We start from the raw sequence: 19,988 nt of genomic DNA, 5'->3' as shown, positions 1-19,988 counted from the left end.
CTTACAATAATAGGTCATTTCCCGATTTTTGAAATCGATTTCAATATTTAATCAAAAATCTCCTATTTTTAGCCAAAAACGCCTGGATATGTGATATGAGGCAGGGCAACAACGATACAATCTAAATAACCAATTAATACAAACTGAAAAGGCTATATGACAACGAAATTTCTTTTCCTACCTGTTGCATTTGCAGGGCTGCTACTTACTGGCTGTGCCAGTGGGCGGAAATCGAACATTACAGATCCGACCCCATCCTTAAAAGAAGTTTTTAAAAAAGATTTTGCAATCGGTACTGCCCTAAACACGCAGCAGATAGAAGAAAAGGACCCTGGTGCGGGCTTACTGATACCTGCTCAATTTGAAGCCGTAACACCTGAGAATATTATGAAGGCTGCGTTATTGCAGCCTGAATGGAACCGTTACAATTTTGAGCTGGCAGACAAACTTGTAGCTTATGCAGAGCGGCACCACCTCAAGGTAAATGCACATACGTTGATCTGGCACAGTCAGTTACCACGATACATGTACCGGATGAGCAGTACAGATTCGGTTCGCCAGTTCCTGCATGATCATATTACGACTGTGGCGGGAAGATATGACGGCAAGGTTTATTCATGGGATGTAGTGAATGAAGCGTTGAATGAAGACGGCACGATGCGCAAATCAGTTTTTCAGCAAAAACTTGGTGATGATTTTGTAGTAGAAGCTTTTCGTATAGCACAGCAGGCGGCGCCGCACACTAAATTGTATTATAATGATTACAATATAGAGCAACCAGCCAAAAGAGCGGGCGCTATTGCCCTGATCAAAAAAATTCAGGCGGCAGGTGTCAGAATTGACGGTGTAGGCATACAGGGCCACTGGAGCGTGGATCATATCCCATTTGAACAGATTGAAAAAAGCATACAAGAGTTTAGTTCTCTGGGCATTGAAGTTATGTTTACAGAACTGGACATTAGTGTTTTGCCTGCCCCCAAAAATGTAGTAGGTGCCGATATAAGCCAAAATGCAGCTTATAACGAAAAGATCAATCCCTACGCTGGTGGCTTGCCTGATTCGATGCAAAACAAACTTGCAAGCGGTTATGAAGCGTTGTTCCGGTTATTTCTAAAATATGACAAACAAATCAGCCGGATCACCTTTTGGGGCGTGGACGACGGTCAATCGTGGCTCAACGACTGGCCTGTAAGGGGAAGGACCAATTATCCTTTGCTATTCGACCGACAGTTTAAACCCAAGCCTGCATTCTATAAAGTGATCGAGGCCGGAAGGCAACAGAAATAGTGTAAGAAGTGAGAAATTGTCATCCTTCTTTGAAAAGTGTACATTGCATTACAGAACGCCGCAAGGCCGGGTGTGCCATTTATATGTTTTGTTAAGAAATCTGGACATAAGATGAACGGAAAAAGAATAACGATTTATGATATTGCTGAAGAATTAGGCATGTCAGCTTCGTATGTTTCGAGGGCATTAAATGACCATCCGCTGGTTAGTGAAAAAATCAAGGAAAAGGTCAAGAAAAAGGCCGCGGAACTCCACTACCGGCACAATTCGCAGGCCGCCAATCTCCGGCGAGGCTCTTCGAAGACCATGGGTGTAATTATACCACATATTGCACAGAGCTTTTTCTCCGAGGTAATTGCAGGCATAGAAGAAGCGTGTACAGAGAATCAATACAGTCTTATCATGTGCCAGTCGCATGATTCTTACCAGCAGGAACGTAAGGCTATTGACGTGCTGGTACGTCAGAATGTAGATTGTATCTTAATCTGCCTGGCAGAAGAGACACAATCTACACAGCATTTAGAGGCTGTCAAGAACAGTGATATAGAAATCATTCAATTCGACCGATGCATAGACAAGGTAGATACTTATAAAGTGATGAATGACAATTCTGAAGCGGCTCTAGCCATGGTAAGACACCTTGTAGCAGAAAAATATAAAAGAATTGCATTTATCGGTGGCCCAGAACACCTGCTTACCTTTAAGAACAGGAAAGCGGGGTATATCAAGGGCATTACGGAAGCGGCGCTCAACATTCCCTTTAATTACATAGTGGAGAATGCCTTAACGAAAGAAGCTGCCAGACAGGCTGCCATCAAGTTATTATCGCTAAAACATCCACCAGATGCTATTGTAACTGTGTCTGATGTGCAAGCACTGGCAGTTTTACAATTAGCCGAATCGATGGGAATTGCCGTACCACAACAGTTGGGTATTGTAGGATTCGCAAATGAAAGTTTTACAGAACTGGTAAGACCCACATTATCTACCATAGATCAGCAAAGCAGAGAGCTGGGAAGACAAGCAGCCAATGTTTATTTCAAAAACATTCTCAAGGAAGATGTCAAATTCCGCAAGGATAAAACCATTGTTGTAAAAAGCAAGATTGTGATGCGGCAAAGCTCTCAAAAAAAGATGGTAGAGAGTAGTAAAACGAAGGCCGGACAATTTTCCCAGAAAGCCTGATTTGTCGCAATACAGATAAAGAAGTCGCCCACGTGAGACTTCAGCCCCCCTACCTGCCGGCATAGCAAAACTTACCCCGTTACGGATCGTTTATCATTTTATTGCCATTAAACACAGTAGCTACTTGTTACTACTAATACTTCGATGATGAAACCATTATTATTTTTTCTTTGCTTAACAACAGCAATGCCGGGTTACACCCAGCAACCGTCTGCCTTAAAACTATGGTATGACAAGCCATCCGGGACAACCTGGGAAAATGCTTTACCGATTGGCAATGGCAGGCTTGGCGCCATGGTATATGGCAATGTAGCAGACGAAACTATTCAACTCAATGAACACACAGTATGGTCGGGCAGTCCTAACCGCAATGACAGCAGGGAGGCCCTGGCGGCCTTACCAGCCATCAGGCAGCTGATCTTCGACGGGAAACAGAAAGAAGCTGAAAGATTAACAGATAAAACATTTTTCACCGCGCATTCGAACGGCCAACGTTTTCAGCCTGTAGGCAGTCTACGTTTGTCGTTCCCGGGGCACACCGGTTACACCAATTACAGGCGTGAGCTTGATATTGAAAAAGCGATCACCCAAACATCTTATACAGTAAACGGCGTTACCTATACCCGGGAAGCTTTTGCCTCGTTCACCGACCGTGTAATCGTGATAAGATTGTCGGCCAACCGGAAAGGCAGTCTTTCTTTTACTGCTTTTTATACGACGCCCCAGCGACAGGCTACTATTGGCACTACGGCGGCAAATGAACTCACCATTGCAGGCACCACCGGCGATCATGAAGGCGTAACAGGGAAGGTAAGATTCAAAGGCATCTCCAGGTTTAAGCTGGACGGCGGCAGTGCCACCACCACCGACAGTTCCCTTGTTATATCCAATGCCAATACTGTAACAATCTATATATCTATAGCTACGAACTTCAATAACTATAAGGATATCAGCGGAGACGAAGAAAAGCGGGCAATCAGCTACCTGAACAAAGCCTATCCCAAGTCTTTTTCAACTCTGCTGCCTGCCCATATAGCCGCCTACCAGCGTTACTTTAACCGTGTACGCCTAGACCTGGGAACAACGGCTGCCGCTGCTGACCCCACAGACATACGGCTTCAGCATTTCCGGTCGGCAGACGACCCTCAACTGGTGTCGTTATACTACCAGTATGGCCGCTACCTGCTGATCTGCTCTTCTCAACCAGGCGGACAACCAGCCAATCTTCAAGGTATCTGGAACGATAAGATAGCACCACCGTGGGATAGTAAGTATACTCTTAACATTAATGCTGAAATGAACTATTGGCCTGCTGAGAAGACCAATCTGGCAGAGCTTCATGAGCCATTTCTGCAAATGGTAAAGGAGATGAGTGAAAGTGGTCGTGAAACCGCGCGGGTGATGTATGGGGCACGAGGCTGGATGGCACATCACAATACAGATATCTGGCGCATTACCGGTCCCGTGGATGGAGCGTTCTGGGGCATCTGGAATGCGGGTGGAGGCTGGACCTCGCAACATTTATGGGAACATTACTTGTATAGCGGCGACAAAAAATTCCTGGCAGAAGCTTATCCGATACTAAAAGGCGCGGCTATGTTTTATGCTGATTTTCTCATAGAGCATCCCAAGAATCACTGGCTGGTGGTTAACCCGGGCACGTCACCGGAGAATGCGCCCCGGGCGCATGGCGGCTCCAGCCTCGACGCCGGAACGACTATGGACAACCAGATTGTATTTGATCTATTCACCAGTACTATACGAGCATCGGAGATTTTAAAGCAGGATGCTGTATTTGCCGACACGCTCCGGCGCATGCGCAGCCTCCTCCCTCCCATGCACATTGGCAATCATAGCCAACTGCAGGAGTGGCTGGATGATGTGGATGACCCCAACGATCATCATCGCCATATTTCACATTTGTATGGTCTTTTCCCGTCCAATCAAATATCGGCCTTCCGAACGCCGCAACTTTATAGTGCTGCTTTCAATACACTCAAGCAACGCGGGGATGTATCTACAGGCTGGAGTATGGGCTGGAAAATAAACTGGTGGGCCCGGATGCTCGACGGCAACCATGCTTACAAGCTCATTCAGAACCAGTTAACGCCGTTGGGCGTAAATCCTGATGGCGGAGGGACCTACAACAATCTCTTTGATGCGCATCCACCTTTCCAGATCGATGGTAATTTCGGCTGTACCTCGGGTATTACAGAAATGCTGATGCAAAGTGCCGACGGTAGCCTGCACCTGCTGCCAGCACTACCTGATGCCTGGAAAAAAAGCGGATCGGTGAGCGGGTTGCGCGCGCAGGGTGGATTTGAAGTGGTAAATATGCAGTGGGAAAACGGGAAACTTCTAAAAGTAACGGTTCGTTCCACAATTGGGGGTAACCTTCGCCTGCGGGTTCCGAATTCAATGAAGGCAACGGGCAATAGTAGCTTAAGACCTGCCAAAGGCAACAATTCCAATCCATTTTATGAAACGCCACCGACACCAGCCCCGGTCATATCATCAGAAGCTATCATTACACCGCCTGCTTTAGCGGCAACGCAGTTATATGACCTGCCCACCCAGGCGGGAAAGCAATATACGCTTGTAGCACAATAAGCCGATTTAATACGCATACAGACAGGACAAAGCACAAATGTTTACTTTTTAAACATTTGTGCTATTGTTTACTACAAATATTCTCTTCTCCGTCTTCTGCCAAAACTACTTTTACGCCGGATTGCTCTTTCTCTACAAGATATTCACCGAAACACTTGTCAAATGAAAAAAGAAGAAGCCGGGGTTTTGCCAACAAGCCAGGAAATCACCATTTATGATATTGCCGATCATCTGGGGGTATCTATTTCTACAGTAAGCCGTGGTTTGCATAACAATCCCGCTATCAGCGAAGACACCCGGCTTAAGATTGCAGAGGCGGCGGCAGCCCTGGGATACCGGCGTAATTTGTTTACCGGAAGTTTACGAAACCGTGCAGCACATACCATAGGGGTAATAGTGCATGATCTTAACAACCAATTCATGTCTTCCGTATTAACCGGCATCAGCTCGGTTGCTTCGGCGGCAGGTTACGAAATTATAATTGCCTATTCAGCACAAAGCACTACCAAGGAGGCCCTTAATGCACAAAACTTTTTAAAGAGACGCGTAAGCGGGGTGATAGCTTCGTTGGTTTGCGACAACAACGACCTGTCACATTTCCGTCCCTTTTATGATAAAAAGGTACCTGTCATATTTTTTGACAGCGCAGAAAAGCATCCCGGCAGTTCTTTGGTAGTGATCGACAATGCCGGCTCTGCTTACCAGGCGACGCAGCATTTACTTGGCCAAGGCTGCAGGCGTATTGTACTGGTTACCGGTAATAAGAACAGGGAAATTTATGCCCAGCGTTATAAAGGCTATGCTGAAGCGCTGCGTGATTATGGCATTGGCATAGATGACAACCTGGTATTGACAAATGAACTGAATAAAGCTGCAGGTATAGACGCTGCCGACGCCATTATGCGTATTTATCCACGTCCTGATGCCGCTTTCATTACAGATGATTATACAGCAGCGGTATGTATGAATAAACTGAGCGACGCCGGCTGGTGTATTCCTGAAGACCTCGCGCTGGTAGGCTTTAATGATGATTTTATCAGCAGGGCTGTTAGTCCGCAGCTTACGACCATACAATACCCGGGAATTGAGATAGGTGAAATTACCGCTCATAACCTGATAAACAATATAAAAGGTTATTACAACAACGGAGCTACGCGGATCGTTGTACGTTCCCGGCTCATACAAAGAGCTTCGTCGCAACGATTATTTGCCTAGTTATGTTCTTCAGAAAGCAGCATTGAATTAATTTGATAAATCATAAACGATGCAACTAATACGCATACTCATTATTAGCTGTTTACTACCAATAATAAGCCTGGCGCAGCAAAACCGCAACCTGTTCAGAGAAGCCGGATATAGTAATGCGGCGATAGAAGATAAACTCGCCAAAACTTATCATGCCCTTTTCGAAAGCGACCAGCGTATCTACTTTGAAGTAGGAGATTCTATGGCCTATGTGTCGGACATAAAAAACCACGACGCCCGGACAGAAGGCCTCTCCTATGGCATGATGGTAGCTGTACAAATGGATAAAAAAGACGTATTCGACCGTATCTGGCGTTGGTCGAAAAAATACCTGCAGCACCAGGATGGTCCCCGTAAGGGTTATTTTGCCTGGAGCATTAACCCGGCTACTATGAAAAAGAATTCAGAAGGCTCTGCTTCTGACGGTGAACTTTATTATATCACGAGCTTATTATTTGCCGCCAACAAATGGGGAAACAATACTGGCATACATTACTATAACGAAGCCCGTTTCATATTGGATGAGATGTGGAAGAAAGACGGCACGGGCAATATATATAACCTTATCAATACCGAACACAAGCAAATTACTTTTGTGCCCGAGGGCAACAATTATAACTGGACTGATCCTTCGTACCATCTTCCTGCCTTCATGGAGGTATGGGCCATTTACGCCAAAGACGGGCATGAACAGTTTTACAGAGATTGTGCGGACACATCCCGTGCTTTCCTGAAAAGAACCTGCGACCCGGTAACGGGACTGAACCCCGATTATGCAGACTTCAGTGGGGCAGCACATTCTACTCCCTGGATGCCAGCAGCATTCCGCTATGATTCCTGGCGTGTACCCATGAATATAGCAATGGATTATTGCTGGTTTGGCAAAGACAAACAGTGGCAGGAAAGCTATGCCAAACGCCTGCAAGCCTTCCTGCGTTTGAAGGGAATAGACAGTTTTGAAGACCAGTTTAACCTTGACGGGTCCCGTCCCAATTTTATATTGCCGGCCGGTACCGTTACTAAATTAAGGCACTCAATAGGGCTAGTGGCAACAGTTGCCACCACTTCTCTTCTTAACAACGACAAAGGAAGTCTTGATTTTGTACACCAGTTATGGAATGCGAAACTGGAGCCTTATGATGATGGCTATTTTGATCCTTATTACGATGGCTTGCTATACCTGTTCAGTTTGTTGCACCTGAGCGGCAGGTATCAAATGATTCCTGCAAGCCTATAGAAAATCTCTTTATAAGCAACACTAAATCAATAAACTTAATGACTTCTACAAAAATGTTGAGTGAATCTGAGCTGGAAGAGATAGCGAAGCAGGTTCGCCGCGATATTATTCGCATGGTACATGGATGCCAGTCGGGGCACCCGGGCGGCTCCCTGGGGTGTACAGACTTTATGGTGGCACTCTATTTCAAGATCATGAAGCATGATCCTGCCTTTCATATGGATGGTACGGGCGAAGATCTTTTCTTTCTTTCCAATGGCCATATTTCGCCGGTATTTTATGCAGTACTGGCACGCAGCGGTTATTTCGATGTAAGTGAGTTAGCCACTTTCCGGCAATTAAATTCCCGTGTACAGGGACATCCTACCACACATGAAGGACTGCCTGGCGTACGTATGTCATCCGGCTCCCTGGGCCAGGGACTTTCGGTAGCGATAGGTGCTGCCTTAACCAAAAAGCGCAAGGGAGACCAGTCGCTGGTATTTAGTCTGCATGGCGATGGCGAGCTACAGGAAGGTCAGATATGGGAAGCGGCCTTGTTTGCTCCTGCCAAAAAGGTAGATAACCTGATTGTCACTATCGATGTCAATGGTCAGCAGATAGATGGTTCAACGGAACAGGTATTATCGCTTGGTGATTTACATGCCAAATGGGTAGCCTTTGGATGGGATGTATTAAAAATGGACGGGAACAAAATGAGCGAAGTTATGGCCACGCTTGAGCTTGCCAAATCCCGTGCGCACAATGGCAAACCTATAGTTATACTCATGAAAACCAATATGGGACACGGCGTGAGCTTTATGACAGGATCGCACAAATGGCATGGCGCCGCTCCTAATGACGAGCAGCAAAAGCAGGCGCTATCGGAACTCACCAGCACCCTGGCTGATTACTAGTAAGAAATTCAAGTTATTTAAATGAAGAAATATACCTACACGGAATCGAAAGATACGCGTTCCGGCTTTGGCGCCGGCCTACTGGAAGCAGGCCGCAAAAATGAAAATGTTGTGGCGCTTTGTGCCGACCTGATCGGCTCTCTCAAAATGGAAGCATTTATTAAAGAATTCCCGGACCGGTTTACGCAAGTAGGGATAGCCGAGGCCAATATGATGGGAATAGCTGCGGGTATGACCATTGGGGGCAGTATCCCATTTACCGGCACCTTTGCCAACTTTTCTACGGGGCGTGTGTACGATCAGATCCGGCAAAGTATTGCTTACAGCGGAAAGAATGTAAAGATATGCGCTTCGCATGCCGGGCTTACATTGGGAGAAGACGGCGCCACACACCAGATACTGGAAGACATTGGCCTAATGAAAATGCTGCCTGGCATGACTGTTATCAATCCCTGCGATTACAATCAAACAAAAGCAGCAACAGAAGCGATTGCCGAGTTCAACGGACCGGTTTACCTTCGTTTCGGACGCCCGGTGGTGCCTATATTCACAGCTCCCGACCAGCATTTTGAAATAGGAAAAGCATGGATGGTTAACGAGGGGGCCGATGTAAGCATTTTTGCGACCGGTCACCTAGTATGGGAAGCTATTCTTGCAGGAGAACAGTTAGCTGAAATGGGGATCGATGCAGAGATCATCAACATACATACGATTAAACCGCTTGACGAAGAGGCTATACTTAAATCGGTAGCGAAAACCAGGTGTGTAGTAAGCGCAGAAGAGCATAACCGGCTTGGTGGATTAGGTGACAGCATTGCGCAATTACTGATCACCAAAGACCCAGTGCCTATGCGTTATGTAGCGGTAAATGATTCATTTGGCGAAAGCGGCAAACCAGCTGAACTCATGAAAAAATACGGTCTTGATGCAGCACATATTGTAGAAGCAGCCCGTTCCGTACTCCAGGCAAAACAAAAGCAACTGGCGAATTCACCACAGCTTGCTTCGCTCTAACCCTTCTCATACAGTACAGTTTAAAATGAAAAAGGCACCCCATATTTATGAGGTGCCTTCTTTATATCTATTTATCAGTTAAATCAATTGTATAAGTAAAGGTTGTATCGTCGGACCATACCAGATACTTATCCAATGGTCTAGGTCCGCAACTGGCGGACCCTACTCCCAAGGTTTTTGTTGAGAGACAAAATACGGTTGCCTTGCTTGCCGGCAAATCTATTTTATATTCTACCGGGGACATTTGTTCATCGGTATGCGGCAATGCGGAGAACTGCATCAGGTTTTCGTCGGCCTGTATACGCACAGCAGGTTGTGTAACGCCGCTTAGTTTTACCCATCGGACCTCTTCATGATTACCTCTTTCCATTGGTTTTTCGTATTCGTATTGCTGGTTTACACTCAACTCAAACAGGCCCACATCTGCGGCAGTTTTACGGTCGGCGTAGTTTTCAAAAGGCCCCCTTCCGAAATACTGTACCTGATCGAGTTTTTTATCGAATAAGAATCTAACACCAATGCGCGCCAGGTTTACGCGCCAGCCAGAGAACTGCAGTTTATTTTCAACTTTAACCGTGCCATCGCCCTGTATAAAATATACGGCAGTATGACGCGTATTAAAGCCCTCTTTACCGGTAGCCATTATGATGGATGTCAACTTTACCACATCGCCAGCAAGCCGTTCCATATTAAAACTCAGTAGAGAATCTTTTAATGATTGTATACCAAACCTGTCCCATGTTCTGTTCACCCAGCCATCGTCGGTTTGATGGGCAGCGCGTGACAGGCAGATCCCGGGGCCGCCGTTCGCAGCCAGCAGGTTTGTTCCTCTTTTTACGAGCTGCGTCATTAAGCCGGTCGTTTTATTAAATACCACAGAGAAACCATTGCCTGCTATTGTAACCAAAGCACCGGTTTCATTTAGTTTCACCGGCGGCATAGAAACTCGTGCCACTATTGGCGGCAGTATTTTAATAGGCAACTTAAATTGCTCCGAAGCTACTTCAAAACCTTTTCCTGCCCACAACACGTTGTTCTTTTGCTTAAAGGAAATCCGCAAAAAGTATTCCGCGCCGGGACGAACTGCTTCTATCTTCAACGGAAGATGGACGATTCTTTCCCGACGGGCCTCAATACGCGGCAATACCAAACTTCCACTTTTAATTTCAATACCATTTTCCGTTATACTCCAGGATGCTTCAAAATCATCGAGTGTAATGAACTGGTATTTATTCCTAATGCGGAGGGTACCGTTTAAGGGATCAACAAGTTCAGTTGCTATCCATTGAAATGCTTTTTTCATCTCGGGATAATGCGGCTTTACTTTATTTCCTTCTATGGCACGATCGTAAGATATCACGCCTTTATGAATAAAGTAATGGTCGTTAGGCACTTCACCAAAGCCACCTCCGAAGGCCAGAATGCGATGATCCGGATTGCGGTCATTTATTAAAGCCTGGTCCTGAAATTCCCAGATAGCGCCACCCAGGATCTCAGGATTATTATCGAACGCTTCAGAGTAATCGGCCAGCGACCCCATGGAATTAAACATGGCATGTAAAAACTCGCAGATGTAAAAAGGCTTTGTCGATTCTTTATTCTGAATGACCCTTACATAGTCTTCTGCCGTGCCGTACATTCTTCCGTCCAAATCGGCGGGATTATTCTTTCCTGTTCCGAACCGTTCGTAATGGATGGGCCGGCTGGGATCAAGCGCTTTAACCGCATTCATGGCTGCCACAAAATTAGGCGTTGCGCCCCAGCCGCATTCATTACCCAGTGACCAGATAATGACGGAGGCATGATTTTTAAAATTTTGGATATTAGCGATGTTCCGGTCAATAATGGCTGCTTTTATAGTAGGTTCGTTATCGAACCGTCCATCGTAGCCATGACATTCCACATTTGCTTCTGCTACGAGCCAGATACCCCATTCATCGCATAGTTCGTACCAACGCGGATCGTCGCAATAATGGCTGGTACGTATATGATTGCAATTACCTTGTTTAATCACTTCCAGGTCGCGGATCATTTGTTGTTCCGTAACGGCATGGCCTACATCGGACCAATGTTCGTGGCGATTGACTCCTTTTAGTTTAATGGGCACACCGTTGACTGTAAATACCCGTCCTTTGATCTCAATTTTTCTGAATCCTACCCTGGTTGAAATAATTTCTCCTTCAGAACTGGTTAATACCAGCGTATATAAGTTGGGAGTTTCTGCGGTCCATTTTGCAGGATCTTTTACCGGAAACTTTATAGAAAGCTGTTCTTCTTCGCCGGCATGCAATGCCTTTCCCGTGACGTTAGCAGCGGCCACCCTGTTACCTTCTTTATCATATAATACGGCTTCTATGGATTGTTGCTTACCTGCCGTTTCGCCATAGTTTTTTACGCTGGTAAGGACTTCCACTACTGCATCTTTATAATTGCTATCAAGATCCTGTTTTACAAAAAAATCACGCATATGCACCTGCGGGCTGCTCCAGATGGTAACGTTGCGAAATATACCATGCAAGCGCCACATATCCTGATCTTCGAGCCATGTGCCTGAGCTATACTGGTAAACTTCTACAGCTATGGTATTGGCGCCTGCGTTTACATATTTTGTAATATCAAATTCCGCTGCATTCCTGCTATTGACACTAAAGCCAACCTGTTGCCCATTTATCCAAACAAAAAAAGCGCAATCGACCCCATCGAATGTCAGGAACATGCGGCGGTCTTTCCAGGCGGCAGGCAGTTCAAAACTACGACGGTAACAACCTACGGGATTCCGTTCTTTATAGGCCGTATAATTTTTATCGGGTTCGCTCATGACGTTCGGATAATCTTTTTTAATTGTATATCCCAGGTTCCGGTAAAAAGGCGTCCCATACCCATGTACTTCCCAGTTAGAGGGCACGGGTATGTCGTTCCAACCGGAAACGTCATAATTCAGCTTATAAAAATCCACAGGTCTTTTTTCGGGACTAGGCACCCAGTTGAACTTCCATTTTCCATTCAGGCTACGGCTATAAGAGGAGGCCTGTCTTTTTCCCGCCAGCGCCTCCTGCAGGCTACCGTAAGGCATTAACGTTGCATGGTATGGTTCTTTATTAATTCCGAGCAATTCCGGGTTTTCAATTTCTGCCGGATAATCAATTCCTGGTTTCAATTGTTTTCCAGGCTGGCAGTTTGCTATATTTAAAAATATGCCAGTAAACACTATAAACAGGAAGAAGCTTCTGAGTGCTAACATCTGCATGCATTGAAGTGAATCGTTAGAAGAGGATATCGTCTTCAATTTTAAATCATATTAATGATAATAAAAAAGAAACGATGCCTTTAATTTTCAAACATCCAGTAATCGAAATTGAACAGTTTGCGTCCTACGGTAAGATTTTGATCTTTGAAGGAAAAATAAAGGTCATGGACGCCCGTAACGGCGTTTTTCACCGGTTCGGTGAAGCGTTTCCAGCTTTGCCATCCTCCTGTGCGGGGAACATGTATGGTGGCTATTTTAACGCCCCCGATACTATCTGCAAAGACTTCGAGGATGCCGCCGCCTAACCCGGTTGCCAATGAAGCTGAGAAAGTTTTGGGCGCTACTTTTCCGAAGTCAACCGCACGCACTTTGATCCAGGCATCTTTACGAATATCGGATACGAATACCCCTATTTTGTCCTGTTGATCTGTTTTACAGTTTTCTGCCCAGGCAATGGTTTCGGCCTCTACGCGACGATAAGGATTCAATACGCCAACGGGGTTTACGCCTTTGGCAGACATCGTAATCGCTGGTATTGTTCCATCGGGATTATAAGTAAACGATTCAACAGAGGTAGAACGGCCATAACTTCCGCCACCTTTGAGCAGCCCTGTATGATAAAACAAATAAGAGTTGCCTTTAAAGTCGATAATACCTCCATGGTTGGTAAAGCTGTTGGTAGCCTGCCCGGACATGATCTTTCCTTTATACTCCCAGGGGCCGACAGGTGTTTTACTCATGGAATAAGAAAGACATTCCGTACGGTTTTCCATGCCGGCATACATTTGATAATAGTGGCCGTTGCGTTTAAAAAACCAAGGGCCTTCTATGTATACGTCTTTATTATCCTTTGCTCCTCTCACCCCACCAAATGAGGCCACCGATTGCGGCACTTCTACGATATCTCCCGAATAGGAGATCATATCCTTATTGAGTTTAACATAGAACAACTGGCCATTTCCCCAGTAGAGCCAGGCCTGACCATCGTCATCGATGGCTACGGTGGGATCTATATTAGACCAACTGCCGGTTGTGATCAGCGGTTTACCTATGGCGTCTTTAAACGGGCCGGTGGCGTTGTCACTTACAGCCACACCTATAGCCATATTATTTTGATCTGTTTGTGCGCAGATATACCAGTAAAACTTGCCATTCCGTTGAATACATTGCGCCGCCCATGCGCGGTCTACCGCCCAGGAGAATGACTCCAGCGCAATAGGAACACCATGATCGGTCCAGTTTACCATATCTGCCGAAGAATACACACGCCATTTGGTCATATAGTAAAAAGGGAACCCTGGCAAGTCGTCACCGGTATATACGTAGACACTATCCTTCCAAACCATGGGGGCCGGATCGGGCGTGTAATTGGTTTGAACCACAGGATTCTGAGCGTGGAGCATTACAGGCAAACAGCATGCTGCTGCTGTTTTCAGAATTAGTTTTATCATAGTTGCTTTAATGTAATTGTAGATTCAGCTAATAAAACATAACGCCTTTCATTAGTAAAGGCGTTATGTTTTCATTTATCCGTGCTTTTTATTTTACCACCGGCGTGTAGTATTCCGGGACAACATTCCGGTTACGCATCACAAGGGTGTCTTTAGATGTAATCTGCATCAGAGGATGGTCTATGCTGTAGTCCAGGTAGAGTGCATCCCTATCGAGTCCTCCCCAACTGTTCTTTTCTCCTTTCTTGACAAACTTACCTGTTCCAGTAGCTGTGTAACCGCTACCTGACGCTGTAATAGTACAGTTATCATTTTTGCTATCGAAAGTCAACAGCAGGTTCATGGGAATATTCACCCCGCTGGCGTTTTGGAAAGTCAGCGGCAGTTCTACCGATTGCAAAGATTTTGTAGTGGTAGCTTTTACTTCATCCTGCTCTACATATGTCTTTCTCCTTGTAATGGTGCGATCCAGACTCGAATTGCCAGGCTTACCTTTTACCACATCTACTCCCCTGCGCAGGTAACTGCCATGCCATGCATTTACGAACTTCACCACATAAACGACAAAGTCACGAGGTTTGATAACCCAGTCAGCATCTAAGAGCCGGTTAGGATTGGTTACCAGTGTTGAGCCCCTGAGGATAGAATCAGCTCCCTGGACACTTTTCATCATCAAGGGAATGGCATAATTATTCGACAATGATAACGGATCGGCAAAAAACGCATCGGTCAACTGCACTTCCACGCCACCCAAAACATTACCTGGAGCGATGGTTATTTTATTGGATGCCAGTGTATAATAAGAGGAGGGCATGGGTGTTACTTTGGCGCCGGCCGCTGAAAAGTAAAGATTATTGCAGAGCGATGGAGCTACTTCAAAGTCAATCACTACATTGTTCTTATTTTCCCTTGTACCTCCCATGGTAGCTTTAATGCTCACCTTATGTTCGTTATCAAGTGTATTATCGACCTGCAAGTCTTCGCCCAGCACAACAGTTCTTGCAGGGAACTGAGATGCAAAATAAACAGTCTGGTAGTCGAAATCCGGATGTGTTATATCCTGATTTTTATTACAGGCCACCAGCGCCACCGCAGCAGAAAATATTCCTGTAAAAATTTTATATCGTTTCATATCATTAAGATTTGCGATTCAATCAATGGTTATAACCATCCTTTATTCTGAACCAGGTTGCTGTATTTCAGCACTTCTGAAAAAGGAATTGGCCCGTAATACATATAATTTTCAAAAGAGCGGTTTTCCACATTAAACTGGCGATAAGTAGTGCCATTAACGTCCATGCCCCTTGCGACTTCGTTCAAGTTAGCCTTCCAGCGGCGGAGGTCCCAGAAACGGAAGCTTTCGAAACAAAGTTCCAGGCGACGTTCATTCTGGATCAGTTCAGCCATTTTGTTTTTATCGGACTTACATTCTTCCAGGTAGGCATCTCCATTAGTAAGGCCTACACCCGCCCTGTTACGAATTTTCTTGATGATATCGTAGGCTGAATATGTATGCGTACCCGTTCCTGTGGGGCCCCATGCCTGGTTGGCTGCTTCTGCATAAGCAAGATACATTTCTGTATAACGGATACGTGGAATATACTTGTTTTTTCCAGTGATAGAAGCAGGATTACGGTTAACGTCCATACGAAGGCGTTTCTTCATATAATAACCAGTGCGGGTGGAGGTTTCCCGGATGTTAATACCATTATCGGTACCGGATGCACTGCCTGTATAGATTACAGCATTACTTACACCTGCTGTACTGCCATTATAAATAATATACCTGGCAAAACGAGGGTCTCTTGCTGCGTAAGGATTTGACGCATTATATTGACTACTGTTATGCGTTATGGGATACCCGTTTGCCATTGGAAATGCGTCCACCAGATTTTGCGTAGGATTCATGTAGCCATTCCCAAAAAGTGTTGGAGGAAAGTTTTGGGATTCCTGGTCACTATTGTTGGTTTGGAGGTTTTCTCTCCAGATAATTTCGCTGGGATTATTTCCGCCGCTCAGGCCATCGATGTCGCCAGTGTTGGCATAGAACGTTCCACCGTTGGCAGGCAGTGCATTCACACCTCCTTTGTAGTCGATAATGGCAGCTGCAAAATCGGCGGCATTCGCCCATGTAGTCGTATTACTTGCATGCTGAAAAGCCGGGCTGGCGGCAAGCAAGCCAACTCTTGCACGGAACGATTTAGCGATCAGGCTATTGAAGAGTTGCCGAGAATACTGTCCCATTACGCGATTGTAGACTTCCGGCTTCAGTGTGGAGTTTTTAAATTTATCGGGGATCTGGGCAGACGAGGAAATATCGGCATATTCCATCGGCAAATTAGCCTCTGCACTATCGAGATCTTTATAAATCTGTTTTACACAAGCCTCAAAGGTGGCACGTGGCATGTTGTAATCTTTGGTATCAGTGGTTTGAATTTCCGTAATAATAGGCACACCCATTAGCTGCCCATCTTCCGCTATGCCTCCATGCGCACGCAGCAGGAAATACATATACAAGCCGCGTAAACCATAGGCCTCTCCTTTCATTCTTCTTTTAAACATCACTGCGGCTTCGGGATCTTCTGCCCATTTTACCTTATCGGCATTAGCAAGGAACAGATTCAAGTATTGCATAGCGCCGTAGGAAGCATTCCATACCGAAAGTGGATTATTAGCTGCCGTCCACGAGCCAGTAGCCATCAGCAGGAAATTATTGGTTCTTTGATTGGTTACAGCATCATCTGTAGCATAATCGCTGTTATCATAATATCCTGGAATAGTTCGATAGGCGTTCATTACAAATCCCTGTGCATAAGCAGGATCGGTATACATCTGCTCAACCGTTTTCCGGTTTTCTTCATCGGGAGTCAGTAATTTCTTGCAGCCAGTGCATGCAAGGGTTACTGCTCCTATTAGTGCCAAATATATTTTCATATAACTATGCTCTTTTTTAGTTCATTAAAAAGAAGCTCTGATACCCAGGTTGTAGAACCGGTATTGCGGAGCTGTTCCAATGTTGGTTTCCATTAGTTTACGTTCCTTAGACACCACAAGCAGGTTGTCGCCGAGGAAGTAGACACTCAGGCCATGCACAAAGGAATTCTTAAAAATAGTTTCCTTAAAGTCATAAGTAACCTGTACCCGGCTCAGGTTGAACCTATTGGTTTTGTACATCCAATAAGTGCTGTTCTGATAATTATTATTTCCGGCAGTAGTGGTTAGTCGTGGGTAAGTAGCCGTATTCTTTGTTTCTTCGGTCCAGCGGCCATTTACTACATCAGAGAACTTACTGGTTCCCCTTACCCAGAAGTAAGAGGTATTTTTAAATCCAATAGCTCCTGTTTGTCCATTGGCTAAAGCAAAAAGCGTTAGATTTTTCCATTTCATTGTCAGGTTTATGCCATAGGTAAACGGAGATGCCGCCCATCCATTGCGTCCCAGATCGACCTGGTCCCTGTTATCAACAATACCATCGTTGTTTACATCTTTATATTTGATATCACCTGGTTTAACTATGCCACCAAAAGTTTGCCTGGCATGATTGTCAATTTCAGTTTGGTTCTGGAATAAACCTTCCGCAACATATCCCCAATAGGCATCCAGGCTTTTACCCGCGCGGTTTTGGTAGGAATTAAGATATATTTCATCCCTGCGGGTAGCTTTGGAAGAGAAGAACATACCCGAAACACCTACTGAATATTGGAATTCTCCAGCTTTTTTATTCAAATTCACAGAAAAATCGGCACCTGAACGTCTGTCGTTATTAAAGTTAAGCCAAGGCCTAAAATCACCTGAGCCATTAAAGAAAGCAGGATAGATAGTAGTACCCCTGGCTAGAAGGCCTTTGGTATCCTGAACAAAGTAATTAAGTTCTAAAGAAATCAGCCCTTTAAATAAGGAGGCGTCGAAACCTGTCCTGAATTCTTTACGGGTAACAAAGGTTAAATTGGGATTGGCACCTTGCGCCGACATGGCCGTAAAACCACCGGAAACGCCATCACGCCAGGGATACCAGCCACCGAGGAAACCATTAATTCCATAGTAACTATCGTACAAATAGTAATCGGTTGGGGTAGTACCGTCGAGCCTGAATCCTGTAATATCCAGATCCTGTTTAACAGACGCATAAGAAGCGTTCAGTTTCAGGTTATCTATGAACGATACATTGTTTTTGAAGAATGCCTCATCGCTGATACGCCATCCTGCAGTAACGGTAGGAGACAATGCGTTACGCTTGCCGGGAGGCAGTTTTGCGGAATGTATAAACGCACTGGAAAAATCGAGATAATACCGCTTTTTATAATTATAACCAGCCTGAAATCCAAGATTTGAATTCCTGATCGGGTGATAGGTACTTCCCCCGTTATTATCTGCATCGCTTGAAAATTGCGTCATATACCACCATCCCAGTAATGCGGCAGTTACCTGGTGATTTCCGGAAAAGGTACGATCATAATTGAATTGTGACCTGAAAGACATGGTTTGCGTATAAGCAGTTTGTCCAACCACCTCATTCGTTGTACTAAGATCATTATTATATTTTCTCAGCGCAGTGATCACATCATTGCCGTCCACCGTGGACCATGTAGGTTCATAAGTAGCATAACTTACCTGGTAGGCCTCGGAGTAAAGCGAAGTATAGTCCATACTATAGCCGGTTTTAAAAGACAAACCTTTCACTAGATTCCCCAGGTCGGCTTTTGCTCCGATGTTATACATCAACGTCCGGTTCCTTGTTTTTATATAACCAGCTGCCAGCATATCGCCAAATGCATTGGTTGCGTCTGTAGATAAACCACCAAGCAGATACTTACCGTCGATCACATGGTTACTATTATCGGCAATAGTTTTTAAGCCGGCATTACCGGCACTAAACCTATCGATGGGTATCAATGGAGAAAACCAGTTTGGACGCATAGTGGCAGAAGCGCCCCAGAAATCGCCCCTTCCGGTATAGTTATTAGCAATGATGGCAACTGCATCGGTGGAAGCAGTAAGCCATTTATTAAGATTCATATCAACATTGGCCCTGAGATTAAAGCCGAAATCCCTGTTTTTCTTTTGTTCCCCGAAATTCATGATACTATTGTTATAGTTCATTCCGAGGTTTGTATAATAGCGGGCAAAATCGTTGCCACCATGGATTTCAGTGGTGACATCTGATCTTGAGTAAGCCTTTTTGAGATATCCGGAATGAAAGAAATCTACATCAGGATACCGATAGGGATTGGTTCCGGCGGCGGTTTTGGAGATCTGCTCCTGCGTATATCTTTCAGCAATGCCATCGTTACGGCTCGCTTCGTTATACAGGGTCATATAGTCGGCTGCCTTGAGATATGAAGGATACCCCTTGGGTACAAACATCCCAGTGTTTGCCCGTACATCGATCGTTAAAGGATGAACATCGCCGCGTTTGGTTGTGATGAGGACAACACCTTTAGCAGCATTGCCGCCGTATAGCACCACAGCGCTGGCCCCCTTTAAGACGGAGATGGATTCTATTTCCACCATGCGAATATCGGCAGCCCGGCGTGGCACGCCATCCACCAGTATCAAAGGCGCCTGCCCCCAGACATTACCGGTATAGCCACCTACAAAGCTTTGCAGGTTATCGAGGCTAGAAGTGCCATAATTTTTCTTTAGTAATTCAGCAACATTTACAGAAGAAACACCACCCAGCAGGTCATTTTGAGCAATGGTTCCAAAAGCGACGTTCACAAGGCTATCTCTTTTTTCCTGGGCGTATGCTGTAACCATACTCAGTAAAGAAACTGTAAACAGAATACAGCAGCCCCGTATATTAATTCTCTTCATTG

At 45.3% G+C, this 19,988-nt stretch carries 12 protein-coding genes; 7 read left to right on the top strand and 5 right to left on the bottom strand.

The features are described from left to right. Positions 1-156: 156 nt before the first annotated feature. The 7 genes from ESB13_RS01415 to ESB13_RS01385 all read left to right on the top strand — a co-directional run bounded on the left by ESB13_RS01415 (position 157) and on the right by ESB13_RS01385 (position 9,474). On the top strand, positions 157-1,287 hold the full coding sequence (locus tag ESB13_RS01415) for an endo-1,4-beta-xylanase (protein ID WP_129001256.1): 1,131 nt from the start codon (positions 157-159) through the stop codon (positions 1,285-1,287). A 111-nt stretch (positions 1,288-1,398) separates the two neighbouring features. Then, positions 1,399-2,472: a LacI family DNA-binding transcriptional regulator gene (locus ESB13_RS01410; protein ID WP_129001255.1), complete on the top strand. Its 1,074-nt coding sequence runs from the start codon at positions 1,399-1,401 to the stop codon at positions 2,470-2,472. 186 nt (positions 2,473-2,658) lie between these two features. Then, positions 2,659-5,082 carry a glycoside hydrolase family 95 protein gene (locus ESB13_RS01405; RefSeq protein WP_246022391.1) on the top strand — a complete coding sequence of 808 codons (2,424 nt, stop codon included), beginning with the start codon at positions 2,659-2,661 and terminating at the stop codon, positions 5,080-5,082. Positions 5,083-5,244: 162 nt separating this feature from the next. After that, the gene (locus ESB13_RS01400) at positions 5,245-6,297 is read left to right on the top strand and encodes a LacI family DNA-binding transcriptional regulator (RefSeq protein ID WP_220399527.1); all 1,053 of its coding nucleotides are present in this window, start codon (positions 5,245-5,247) and stop codon (positions 6,295-6,297) included. A gap of 49 nt (positions 6,298-6,346) precedes the next feature. After that, the gene (locus tag ESB13_RS01395; RefSeq protein WP_129001254.1) at positions 6,347-7,564 is read left to right on the top strand and encodes a glycosyl hydrolase family 8; all 1,218 of its coding nucleotides are present in this window, start codon (positions 6,347-6,349) and stop codon (positions 7,562-7,564) included. 38 nt (positions 7,565-7,602) lie between these two features. Beyond that, on the top strand, positions 7,603-8,460 hold the full coding sequence (locus ESB13_RS01390; protein WP_129001253.1) for a transketolase: 858 nt from the start codon (positions 7,603-7,605) through the stop codon (positions 8,458-8,460). Between the two features lie 21 nt (positions 8,461-8,481). Beyond that, positions 8,482-9,474, top strand: coding sequence for a transketolase family protein (locus ESB13_RS01385; protein ID WP_129001252.1), 993 nt, complete (start codon positions 8,482-8,484; stop codon positions 9,472-9,474). 67 nt (positions 9,475-9,541) lie between these two features. Here the strand turns inward: ESB13_RS01385 and ESB13_RS01380 are convergent, their stop codons facing one another. The 5 genes from ESB13_RS01380 to ESB13_RS01360 all read right to left on the bottom strand — a co-directional run bounded on the left by ESB13_RS01380 (position 9,542) and on the right by ESB13_RS01360 (position 19,986). Then, positions 9,542-12,631, bottom strand: a complete 3,090-nt coding sequence (locus ESB13_RS01380) for a glycoside hydrolase family 2 TIM barrel-domain containing protein (RefSeq protein WP_246022390.1) — start codon at positions 12,629-12,631, stop codon at positions 9,542-9,544. A gap of 170 nt (positions 12,632-12,801) precedes the next feature. After that, positions 12,802-14,172 carry a glycoside hydrolase family 43 protein gene (locus tag ESB13_RS01375; RefSeq protein WP_129001250.1) on the bottom strand — a complete coding sequence of 457 codons (1,371 nt, stop codon included), beginning with the start codon at positions 14,170-14,172 and terminating at the stop codon, positions 12,802-12,804. 88 nt (positions 14,173-14,260) lie between these two features. Further along, complete coding sequence (locus tag ESB13_RS01370; protein ID WP_129001249.1) at positions 14,261-15,304, bottom strand: DUF5627 domain-containing protein; 1,044 nt, start codon at positions 15,302-15,304, stop codon at positions 14,261-14,263. Between the two features lie 29 nt (positions 15,305-15,333). Continuing rightward, complete coding sequence (locus tag ESB13_RS01365) at positions 15,334-17,106, bottom strand: RagB/SusD family nutrient uptake outer membrane protein (protein WP_129001248.1); 1,773 nt, start codon at positions 17,104-17,106, stop codon at positions 15,334-15,336. Between the two features lie 24 nt (positions 17,107-17,130). Further along, positions 17,131-19,986, bottom strand: coding sequence for a SusC/RagA family TonB-linked outer membrane protein (locus ESB13_RS01360; protein ID WP_129001247.1), 2,856 nt, complete (start codon positions 19,984-19,986; stop codon positions 17,131-17,133). Between the last annotated feature and the right edge of the window lie 2 nt (positions 19,987-19,988).

The organism is Filimonas effusa, from assembly GCF_004118675.1.
GTDB lineage: Bacteria > Bacteroidota > Bacteroidia > Chitinophagales > Chitinophagaceae > Filimonas > Filimonas effusa.
The sequence above is the reverse complement of the archived record's forward strand: the minus strand, read 5'-3'. Positions and strand labels throughout refer to the sequence as shown.

What these genes read in the sequence shown, in the direction of transcription:
- ESB13_RS01395 (WP_129001254.1), top strand. Translation starts at nt 6,347, where the DNA reads ATGCAACTAATACGCATACTCATTATTAGCTGTTTACTACCAATAATA.
- ESB13_RS01410 (WP_129001255.1), top strand. Translation starts at nt 1,399, where the DNA reads ATGAACGGAAAAAGAATAACGATTTATGATATTGCTGAAGAATTAGGC.
- ESB13_RS01400 (WP_220399527.1), top strand. Translation starts at nt 5,245, where the DNA reads ATGAAAAAAGAAGAAGCCGGGGTTTTGCCAACAAGCCAGGAAATCACC.
- ESB13_RS01365 (WP_129001248.1), bottom strand. Translation starts at nt 17,106, where the DNA reads ATGAAAATATATTTGGCACTAATAGGAGCAGTAACCCTTGCATGCACT.
- ESB13_RS01385 (WP_129001252.1), top strand. Translation starts at nt 8,482, where the DNA reads ATGAAGAAATATACCTACACGGAATCGAAAGATACGCGTTCCGGCTTT.
- ESB13_RS01390 (WP_129001253.1), top strand. Translation starts at nt 7,603, where the DNA reads ATGACTTCTACAAAAATGTTGAGTGAATCTGAGCTGGAAGAGATAGCG.
- ESB13_RS01415 (WP_129001256.1), top strand. Translation starts at nt 157, where the DNA reads ATGACAACGAAATTTCTTTTCCTACCTGTTGCATTTGCAGGGCTGCTA.
- ESB13_RS01405 (WP_246022391.1), top strand. Translation starts at nt 2,659, where the DNA reads ATGCCGGGTTACACCCAGCAACCGTCTGCCTTAAAACTATGGTATGAC.
- ESB13_RS01360 (WP_129001247.1), bottom strand. Translation starts at nt 19,986, where the DNA reads ATGAAGAGAATTAATATACGGGGCTGCTGTATTCTGTTTACAGTTTCT.
- ESB13_RS01370 (WP_129001249.1), bottom strand. Translation starts at nt 15,304, where the DNA reads ATGAAACGATATAAAATTTTTACAGGAATATTTTCTGCTGCGGTGGCG.
- ESB13_RS01375 (WP_129001250.1), bottom strand. Translation starts at nt 14,172, where the DNA reads ATGATAAAACTAATTCTGAAAACAGCAGCAGCATGCTGTTTGCCTGTA.